Genomic DNA, 9,632 nt, shown 5'->3' on the forward strand with positions numbered 1-9,632 from the left:
GGTAGCCGTTCCCGTCGAGCCGGATGAAGTCCGGCACCACGTGCGCGCACAGCCCGTGCCCGTCGCAGCGGGACCAGTCGAGCGTGAGCCGCTGCGGGTTCGGGTCGGGGGCGCCCGGCAGGCCCATCACCGCCCGGACCCGCCGGCCACACCCCTCGCCGGTGGTGTGCAGCCGCAGGTCCTCGGTGAACACCTCCATCGCGGAGAGCGCGAACCGGGCCGTACCGTCGGGGTGGCTGCACGCCCCGCGGCCCTTCACGTCGCCGGCGGCGGCGCGGACCACCTCCACCGGGGCGCTGCCGGAGACCGCCAGGTCGACGGCGCGGGCCAGGTCGGGCAGGCCCATCCGGCACGGGCCGCACTGCCCCGCGGACTCGCCGGCCAGGTAGCGCACCACCTGGGCGGCCTCGCCGAGCGGGCAGGTGTCCGCGCCGAGCGGGACGAGGATGCCCGCGCCGAGGGTGCCGCCCACGGCGGCCAGCCCCTTGCGGGAGATCTCCGCCCGGTCGGCCGCCTCCCGGGTGATCCACCTGCCGTGGTAGCCGCCCGTCAGGATGCCCGGCCCGTCCGGCACCTCGCACAGGTCGAGGATCTCGCGCAGCGCGGTGCCGGCCGCGCACTCCACCACCGCCGGGCGTCCCGCCGCGCCGGTGACGGTGAGCAGCACGGTGCCCGGCTCGTCGTCGGTGCCGAGCGCCGCGTACTCGTACGGGCCGAGCCGGGCGGCGACCGCGAGTTGGGCGTACGTCTCGGCGTTGGAGAGCAGGGTGGGCAGGCCGCCGACGCCGGAGTCGCTGGAGCGTCGCTTGGTGCCCGGCGGGATGTGTGGCAGGCCGTTGATGCCGTTGACCAGGGCTCCGCCCTCGCCGGAGATGAACCGGTGCGGCACGGTTACGATGCTGGTCGGCGCCGGCATCCGGCGTTCCTCCAGCGCCTCGGTCAGGGAGTCGCGGCCCACCCCGTCGTCGGCCACCCCGACGACGATCTCGTCGGCGTCCAGCGCGTACGCGGCCAGCGCGGCGCCGTCGAGGACCAGGTGCGGGGCCCGGGTGAGCAGCACCTTGTCCTTCCAGCTCGCCGGCTCCCCCTCGGTGGCGTTGACCACCACCGCCGCCGGGAGGTCCCGCCGCTCGCAGGACTCCAGCACCGCGCGGAGCTTCCTCGCGAACGGGAAGCCCGCGCCGCCCTTGCCCTTGAGCTGTACGCCCTCGGCGAGCCGGAGCAGGGTGGCCGGTTCCATCGGCCCGACCGGCCCGTGCACCTCCTCGTGGGCGGGCAGGTCGAGCCGGCCGAACTCGGCGAAGCCGGCGGTGAGCCGGGGCTCGCCGACGCAGGCCACCGGGGGCACGGTCGTCCGGATCACTTCGCCTCACCCCGCAGCCCGGCCCAGTACGCCCCGTCGACGGCGTCGGCGTTGACCCGGCGGCGGCGCACGGACCTGCTCTCGCCGGCGGCCCGGCGTGCCCGCCGGGACGCGAGGTCGACCAGGGTCGGCGTGTCGTCGGCCGGCAGCGGGACCTCCTCGGGGACGTACCGGACCGGGGGCCGCCAGTAGTCCGGTTCGAGGTCCCGGTCGTCCTCGACGCTGTGCCGACCGCCGCCGCTGCGCGGCCCCGCGGACACCGGACCCGCGGACACGGGCCCGGCGGAGATCGGGTCGCTCGGCTCCCAGCGGCGGGGGCTGTCCCAGGGTTCCTCGGCCTCCTCCCGGCGGCGGGGCGGCGCGGAGGGGCGCCGCACCCCGTCCCGCTCCGCCCGGTCCCGTCGAGGGGTCTCGCCGGCGCGGCGGCGGCCGGTGGGGACGGGTTCCTCCTCACGCCGGCGGCCGGTCGGCGCGGGCGCCTCCTCGCGGCGGCGGCCGGTGGGCGCGGGCGCTTCCTCACGGCGGCGGCCAGTGGTCGCGGGCGCCTCCTCGCCTCGGCGCCGACCGGCCGGGGCGAGTTCCGCCGCACGTCGGCGCGGGCGTGCCGGGTCGTGGAGCGTGCCGGGCTCGGGCACGGCCGGCACGGTGAACCGCTCCGGGTCGCGGCGCCGCGCGGCGGGGGCGGACCAGGTGCCGGTGACCGTGGTACCGGCGATCGTGGTGCCGGCCCAGGTCCCCGCGCGCCTTTCCGGCTCCGCCGCCCGGTCGGCGCTTCGGGTCCGGCCCCGCAACAGCGACCGGCGCGGGGCGTCCTCGGCCGGCCGCCCGGCCAGGGCCTGGTTCATCGCGGCGGCCTGGTGCTGCTCCCGGCGGCGCCGTCCGAGGCTGACGGAGAGGCGGACCAGCAGCGCCAGCACGACCAGCAGGACGCAGGCGAGGTAGCTCAGCAGCACCCAGGGCTTCGCGGGCCGCCCGGCGTTGAGCCCGTGCACGATGGCGAACGGCCAGGAGAGGTACGCGGCCGAGTGCAGGGTCCGCCAGAGCCACTTCGGACCGACCCCGGCGAAGCGGGCCCGGACGACACCGGTCCAGAGCACGCTCACCATCAGCAGGGCGGCCACCGTGCCGAGGCCGACGTAGAGGCCCCGTCCACCGACGAAGGGGACCACCGCGTCGGTGCTCGCCGCCCGGCCGGTGGCGATCTTCGTGAGCACGTGGAAGACCAGCCCGGCGACGCCGAGGATGCCGGTGGCCCGGTGCGCGGACTGGAGCAGCACCCGGTGCCGGATCAGCAGCACCAGCCGGTCGGTGGCGAGCAGCCCCATCATCACGGTGAGGCTCAACGCCACGAGGGCGACGACCCCGGCGAAGAACTCGGTGAAGAAGAAGCCGTACGCGTACGCGGCCGAGCCGGCGCCGGTCAGCATGGTGGCGGCCCACAGCGCGGCGAGCGCAGAGAGGGTCAGCAGGGCCACCGCGGGCCGGGACCGGGTGCGGGCCCCCCGGCTGGTGCTGGTGGTCCGGACGGTGGGCGGCTTCTGGTTCCGTTGTGCCCGGGCCATCTGCTCCTCGATCGTCTCGCGGCGGCGCACCACCGGCCGGCCCTGTTCCCCATCGAGTACGGACGGGCAGGGCGGGCGGATCACCGGCGCGCGGAAATTCCGCGTACCGGCGCCGAAGCGGGGGCCCGCGTGTGATCTTCAGAGGGTCCGGTCGTGGTCAGGCTCGATGCTCGCCAAGGACCTTGCTGAACAAGGCGAGGTAACTGTCATGAGCCAGGGACAGTTCTCCGAGCGCGTCCCCGGTGAACCACGCGATGGCGTCGTGTTCGTCCGGCGCGGCGTTGACCGGAGACCCCGTCCACGCTTCGATCAGCCAGATCTGCATGTCGAACGTGTCGGCATGAACTTCGTGCACGGGCGGACCCGACGGCGCCGCGATGTCGATGCCCAGCTCCTCTCGAAGCTCCCGGGCAAGTGCCGCGCCGGGCAGTTCCCCGGGATCCACGTGCCCACCGGGCATGTCCCAGACGTCGGGATACCAACGGCGCCGGGGAGACCGGTGGCACAACAGCACCCGGTTGCCGTCCCGCAGCAACGCCGTGACGATGCGGGCCTTGGGAGAGCCTTCCGCGGAGATCGACACAGGCGCATTGTGCCACCCGATCCTGCTGCGACGAGGCAGGCGAGAAGGTCATTGCGAGTGCGGCCCGCTTTCCTTCTCAGCGCTGACGGAGGCTGCGGTACGGTGCCGCCTGAGATCTGTCGGTCAGCGTGACAGCCCGCCGACGACAACGGGAAGGGGCCGGTCCTTGGGCATGGTGTTCATCGGGCGCCGGTTGTCGGTCGAAGAGATGGCTGCGGTGCTCGCCGACCCGACGGCGGTCGACGAACTGATCTACGGCGACCTCGACGACGAGGCCGAAATGCCCGAGCCGGAACTCGATCTGGACAAGTCGTGGCACGGCATCCATTACCTGCTCACCGGCACCGCCTGGAAGATCGGCGAGGGTGCCGGCGCGGCGATTCTCGGCGGCGACGAGATCGGTCAGGATGGCGGCTACGGTCCGGCCCGGTTGCTTGACCCGAACACCGTCCGGGTCATCGCCACCGGGCTCGACGCCATGGACGTGGAGACGCTGCGCGCCCGCTTCGATCCGGACGCCATGGCAGCCGCCGACATCTACCCGGCCATCTGGGCCAACGGCAGTGACGAGTTCGACCACCTCATGTCGCACTTCACCGAAGTGCGCCGCTTCTATCGCGCCGCGGCCGGGAACGGCCAGGCCGTGCTGTTGGCCATCACCTGACGCAGCCGCCCGGCTGTCTCCGGTTGCCAGCGTTCCAGGGACGAGGTGCCTCCTACCGCTGACGGCCAGCCGGTGCGAGTCAGGCGCTGCCGACGGACGGTAGGGGGCACTATCGTTCTGGCGTGCACATCCGTTTCGACGTCCCAGCTGATCCCGCCTACCCGGGCCGCGTGGCCGCTGCGCTCGGCAGTGTCCGGTTGCGCAAGTTCGGCTACATCGGTGCGGTACTGGCGGTGGTCGGGGCGATCGGGTTTGCCGTCTCGCGGGGGTTCTCGTGGGGTGACCGGGTCTCGTCGCTGTGCATGGCGATGGTCCTGGGTGGCCTGCTGTCGATGTTGTACTCGCCGTGGGTGCAGTGGCGGGCCCGTCGGCGCTCCGGTCAATACGCAGTCGAGGGCGCCTACGACATCACCGACGACAACATCATGATGCGCAGCGGCTCGGAGTCCGGCGGTATCGCCTGGGACGGGGTGGCTCGGGTGCGGGACACCCCTGAGTTCTGGATCGTGTACGTCGGCCGGATGCCGGCGACCGTGATTCCACGCCGCTTGATGTCCGCTGAGGACGCGGAGACGTTGCGAGCCTTCATGGCCGATCGCGGGCTGCTCGTCGGCTCCACCTGACGAGTTCTCTGGCGGAGCCGACACCTCTGCTGACGCCTGTCGGTGCCGCTGCTTCCTGGTTGGGCGGGGATGGCAAGCTGCCATGGTGTCTGCGGCGCCGCGCGGCGACTACTCCTGGCTGTTCGACCTGGTGGCGGTCGATCCGGTCGTACGTCACCATGCGCTTGCTCGGCATCAGGCACTGCTCGCCGCGGCGAGTGAAGCGTTGCACCTGTCGAACGGTCTGTGGGCAGCGCACCACCGGTCGAGGTCCGGTCAGGCTCGACTCGCCGCGAGGTTGGACCAGGCGCGCGCCGACTTCCGGTGGCATCAGGCGCAGACGATCCACGGACCTCTCGATGCCTTCCGGGACGCTTCGGACGACGACCGCGCACGGTGGGCGCCGATCGTGGCCCTCTACCTGCGGTGGGAGGCGGAGCATCCCGACGAGTGGGGAGCGCCGGAGTCGTGGATGTGGTCCCGCTGGGGAACGAAGGAGATGCTCCTTCGCCGGCTCGGTCGGGGCGGTCTCCCGGCGGCCATCAGGCCACAGATCGCTGAGCTGATCCTCGCGGCACTGAGGCGACCGTACCGGTGCAAGGACTGGCTGTACGCAAGCCTGGTCCGTCAGCTCCACGACTCGCCGTTCCTCCATGAGGTGGAGACGCTGACGTCCGCCGACGATCCCCTGGTCCGGCTCCGGGCACAGTTCGTCCTCCATGTGGCCGCGCATCCCGAGCAGACTCCCACCCGCACGAGCTGGCGACGCTGGCTCGACGCGGCCACCTGACCGCTCGATCGCAGGCGCCTGTCCGTCGCACGAGGCCGGCAGCGCGAAGACATCCATACATGGCCATGCATTGACAGCGCTTGCAATGCGCTTGTAACCTTTCGGAAATTTTCAAGCCGTACTGCAAGATCCCGGCACCACCGGGGCCTCCCGGCCTCGCCACCGTCCCGTCCCCCATCCCCCGTCAGGAGTCCTCCATGCAGAGACGTCGACGGTTGTCGGCGATCGTCGCCCTCGGCGTGATCGCCGGCCTGATCGTCCCCACCGCCGCGACCACTCCCCCGGCCGGCGCGGCCCCGGCAGGCGGCAAGAAGGTCATCGCCAACCTCTTCGAGTGGAACTGGTCGTCGGTGGCCACCGAGTGCCGCACCAATCTCGGCCCGAAGGGCTACGGCTGGGTGCAGGTCTCGCCGCCCCAGGAACACGTGCGGGGCTCGCAGTGGTGGCTGGCGTACCAGCCGGTCAGCTACCGGATCGAGTCCCGCAAGGGCACCCGCGCGCAGTTCAAGTCCATGGTCGACACCTGCCACGCCGCCGGGGTAAAGGTGGTCGTCGACGCGGTCGTCAACCACATGTCCGGGCAGGACAACGGCGGCACCGGCTGGGCCGGCTCGTCGTACGGGCACTACGACTACCCGGGGATCTACCAGACGCAGGACTTCCACCACTGCGGCCGCAACGGCGGCGACGACATCGCCAACTACAACGACCGGTGGGAGGTGCAGAACTGCGAGCTGGTCAACCTCGCCGACCTGAAGACCGAGTCGGACTACGTCCGGACGAAGATCGCCGGCTACCTCAACGACCTGCTCTCGCTGGGCGTCGACGGCTTCCGGATGGACGCCAGCAAGCACATGCCGGCCGCCGACATCGCCGCCATCAGGGGCAAGCTGTCCCGCTCGGCGTACATCGTGCAGGAGGTGATCCACGGCGCCGGCGAGCCCATCCAGCCGGGTGAGTATACCGGCAACGGCGACGTGCACGAGTTCCGCTACGGCAAGGACCTGGCCCGGGTCTTCCGCTCCGAGAAGCTGGCCTACCTGCGCAACTTCGGCGAGGGCTGGGGGCACCTGCCCAGCGGGTCGGCGGCCGTCTTCGTGGACAACCACGACACCCAGCGCGACGTCGGCGGGGTGTTGACCTACCGCGACCGGGGCATCTACGCGCTGGCCAACGCGTTCATGCTCGCCTGGCCGTACGGCTCCCCGACGGTGATGTCGAGCTACACGTTCAGCCAGCGCGACCAGGGCCCGCCCTCGGACAGCTCGGGACGGACCCTGAACGCCACCTGCTACTCCGGCTGGGAGTGCGAGCACCGCTGGCCGGTCATCGCCAACATGGTCGGCTTCCGCAACGCCACCGAGGGCGCCGGCGTCGTCAACTGGTACGACAACGGCAACAACCACATCGCCTTCGGCCGGTCCGGCAAGGGCTTCGTCACGATCAACGACGAGGACTCCGCGGTCAACGGCCGGTCGTACCAGAGCGGGCTGCCGGCCGGTCGCTACTGCGACGTCGTCCACGGCACCTTCAGCAACGGCACGTGCAGCGGGCCGGTGATCACCGTGGACGGCGGCGGCTGGTTCGCCGCGAACGTGCCCGCCCACGACGCGATCGCCATCCACGTGGGCGCGCGGCTGAGCTGAGGCTCCACCCCTGCGGACCCCGTCCCGGCCGGCATTCCGGCCGGGACGGGGTTTCGCCGCTGTTCACCCGTTACAGTTAGTTTGTGCGTTTTGACCGAATGAACCGGCGACACGTCCGAGCGCTGGCCGCCGCCGTCGGCGTACCCCTGCTCCTGCTGGTCGGCGGGGCCACCGGCTGGGTGCTGACCCCCGGAGCCGAGCCCACCGCGCCGCCGGTCGTCGTCGGGCCGCCCGCGCCGACCGGCGCGGCCCCGACCAGCGCCGCGCCGGAGCGGGTGCCCGTCGCCGCGCCCGCGCCGGACGACCTGCCGGTGGTCGACTACGGCCCGGCGCCCACCGGCTTCCCGGCCGACCCGGACACGATGGACACCACGCCGCTGACCGAGGGCCTGCACCCGACCCGCCGCATCGCCGCCTACACCGCCCCCGGCGGCCGGCCGCTGGCGTTCCTCGACCCCACCATCAGCGGCGTCGAGCTGACCATGCCGATCGCCCAGCGGCGGGCCGGCTGGACGGCGGTGCTGCTCCCGTCGGCCAACCGCACGCTCGCCTGGCTGCCGCCCGGCGGCCACACCACCGTGGCGCTGACCGACCAGATCGTGATCGAACGCAAGCACCACCGCCTCACCTGGTACCGCGCCGGCCGGGCCGTGCGCAGCTGGGAGGTCAGCCTCGGCCAGCGCGGCCAGGAGACCCCGCTGGGCCGGACCTTCATCCTGGGCCGCACCCCGCCGCCGCAGAGCGTGTACGGGGGCGTCGACATCTACGCCCTCGGCTCGGTGCCCGACGACCCCGACTCGGTGCCGGCCGGCCTGCGCGGGGCGCACATCGGCATCCACAGCTGGTACCACGACGGCGAGCTGGGCCGGAACACCACCAACGGCTGCATCCGGCTGACGAAGAGCGGGCAGCGGGAACTGCTGGCGAAGGTCCGCCCCGGCACCGAGGTCGTGGTGGTCGACGAGCTACCCGCCCCGCCCCCGACGGCCTGAACGCCGGCGCCGCTCGCGCACGTCGGCTCCCGGTGGCACGCCCAGCGAGGTGATAGCAAGGCACCGTCAGATTGATATCATCGGCGGTACCGCCTACCGAGGAGTCAACCGTGAGCCGGACGATTCTCGACGTCGATGACGAGCTGCTCGCCGAGGCCGGCAAGATCCTCGGCACCACGACCAAGAAGGCCACCGTCAACGCAGCCCTCAAGGCGATCGTCGACCGCGAGAAGCGGCGACAGTTCGCCGACTGGCTCAAGAGCGGAGGGCTGCCCGATCTCACCGGCCCCGTCGAGGCGACCAAGCCGGACGCGGCGTGAATCACGAGCACTACCTGCTGGACAAGTCAGCGCTCGCCCGCTGGCCCAAGCCACGCGTGGCCCCGGTACTCGAAGAGCTCTCCGAGCGGGGGCTACTCGCGGTATGCGGGGCGGTGGAGATCGAGGTCATCCACAGTGCTCGCACCGCCAAGGACGCACAGCGTGCCCGGTGGCTGCTGAGCGGCTTCCGATGGCTGTTCACGCCCGACGACGTCTGGGACCGAGCGATCGACATCCAGGTGCAGGCGCTGCACAAGGGCAACCACCGTGCACTCTCGATGGCGGATCTGCTCATCGCGGCCACCGCCGAGCGACACGGAGTCACCGTCCTCCACTACGACGGCGACTTCGACATGATCACCTCAATCACCGGACAGCCCACGACCTGGGTCGTTCCGGCCGGCACCGCCGACTGACATCCCAGTAGCCGCCACCCACTCTGTGATCATCGGAGCCGGTCGGATGCCCGGTCGGTGGACTCGCCGTCGACCGGCACAAGCTGGCGCGGCAAGGGCTGGTGTGGCCGTCCGGCCAGCTTCCGCCACAGGAACTCCAGCGTCAGCGCCCAGACGAACGCGCGCTGCGCGTTGTTGGCCGCCGCGCCGTGCCCGCCCTCGACGTTCTCGTAGTAGGCCACGTCGTGGCCGTGCTCGCGCAGCCGGGCCGCCATCTTGCGGGCGTGCCCGGGATGCACCCGGTCGTCGCGGGTCGAGGTGACGAGCAGGACCGGCGGGTACGCCCGGTCGCCGTCGACGTTGTGGTACGGCGAGTAGCCGCGCAGGAACTCCCAGTCGGCCGCCACGTCCGGGTCGCCGTACTCGGCCATCCACGAGGCGCCGGCCAGCATCCGGTGGTAGCGCCGCATGTCCAGCAGCGGCACGTGCGCGACGACCGCCCCGAAGAGCGACGGGTGGCGGGTGAGCATCACCCCCGTCAGGAGGCCGCCGTTGCTGCCGCCCTCGACCCCGAGCCGCTGCGGCGTGGTGACACCCCGGCTCACCAGGTCCGCCGCCACCGCCGCGAAGTCCTCGTACGCGCGGGGCCGGTCCTCCCGCAGCGCGGCGCGGTGCCACCCGGGGCCGTACTCCCCGCCGCCCCGGATGTTCGCCA

At 72.3% G+C, this 9,632-nt stretch carries 11 protein-coding genes; 7 read left to right on the forward strand and 4 right to left on the reverse strand.

Annotated features, from left to right (window positions below):
• The 3 genes from F6X68_RS26110 to F6X68_RS26120 form a co-directional block, all read right to left on the reverse strand.
• On the reverse strand, nt 1-1,363 hold a 1,363-nt coding region (locus F6X68_RS26110), incomplete at its 3' end, for an NADH-quinone oxidoreductase subunit NuoF family protein (RefSeq protein WP_151456762.1).
• A complete protein-coding gene (locus tag F6X68_RS26115) occupies nt 1,360-2,958 on the reverse strand; it encodes a ferric reductase-like transmembrane domain-containing protein (RefSeq protein ID WP_225852433.1) in 1,599 nt (532 codons plus the stop codon). The genes F6X68_RS26115 and F6X68_RS26110, both read right to left, overlap by 4 nt.
• Nucleotides 2,959-3,082: 124 nt before the next feature.
• Nucleotides 3,083-3,508 carry an NUDIX hydrolase gene (locus tag F6X68_RS26120; RefSeq protein WP_151456763.1) on the reverse strand — a complete coding sequence of 142 codons (426 nt, stop codon included), beginning with the start codon at nt 3,506-3,508 and terminating at the stop codon, nt 3,083-3,085.
• Nucleotides 3,509-3,680: 172 nt separating this feature from the next.
• Between F6X68_RS26120 and F6X68_RS26125 the strand changes: the two genes are divergently transcribed.
• The 7 genes from F6X68_RS26125 (at nt 3,681) to F6X68_RS26155 (ending at nt 8,938) form a co-directional block, all read left to right on the forward strand.
• The gene (locus F6X68_RS26125; RefSeq protein ID WP_225852436.1) at nt 3,681-4,172 is read left to right on the forward strand and encodes a YfbM family protein; all 492 of its coding nucleotides are present in this window, start codon (nt 3,681-3,683) and stop codon (nt 4,170-4,172) included.
• A gap of 122 nt (nt 4,173-4,294) precedes the next feature.
• Nucleotides 4,295-4,795 (forward strand): YcxB family protein, encoded by a 501-nt coding sequence (locus F6X68_RS26130; RefSeq protein WP_151456765.1) that lies wholly within the window; start codon nt 4,295-4,297, stop codon nt 4,793-4,795.
• A gap of 85 nt (nt 4,796-4,880) precedes the next feature.
• Nucleotides 4,881-5,564 (forward strand): hypothetical protein, encoded by a 684-nt coding sequence (locus F6X68_RS26135; protein WP_370518988.1) that lies wholly within the window; start codon nt 4,881-4,883, stop codon nt 5,562-5,564.
• Nucleotides 5,565-5,761: 197 nt separating this feature from the next.
• Nucleotides 5,762-7,210, forward strand: a complete 1,449-nt coding sequence (locus tag F6X68_RS26140) for an alpha-amylase family protein (protein ID WP_151456767.1) — start codon at nt 5,762-5,764, stop codon at nt 7,208-7,210.
• A gap of 83 nt (nt 7,211-7,293) precedes the next feature.
• Nucleotides 7,294-8,202, forward strand: coding sequence for a L,D-transpeptidase (locus F6X68_RS26145; protein WP_225852434.1), 909 nt, complete (start codon nt 7,294-7,296; stop codon nt 8,200-8,202).
• Nucleotides 8,203-8,312: 110 nt separating this feature from the next.
• On the forward strand, nt 8,313-8,522 hold the full coding sequence (locus F6X68_RS26150) for a type II toxin-antitoxin system VapB family antitoxin (protein WP_151456768.1): 210 nt from the start codon (nt 8,313-8,315) through the stop codon (nt 8,520-8,522).
• Nucleotides 8,519-8,938 (forward strand): PIN domain nuclease, encoded by a 420-nt coding sequence (locus F6X68_RS26155; RefSeq protein ID WP_151456769.1) that lies wholly within the window; start codon nt 8,519-8,521, stop codon nt 8,936-8,938. Before F6X68_RS26150 ends, F6X68_RS26155 begins: the two co-directional genes overlap by 4 nt.
• Nucleotides 8,939-8,967: 29 nt before the next feature.
• Here F6X68_RS26155 and F6X68_RS26160 read toward each other — a convergent pair.
• Nucleotides 8,968-9,632, reverse strand: a 665-nt coding sequence (locus F6X68_RS26160; RefSeq protein WP_225852435.1) for a prolyl oligopeptidase family serine peptidase, incomplete at its 5' end; no start/stop codon positions are given.

Source organism: Micromonospora sp. AMSO12t, assembly GCF_008806585.1.
Lineage (GTDB): Bacteria > Actinomycetota > Actinomycetes > Mycobacteriales > Micromonosporaceae > Micromonospora > Micromonospora reichwaldensis.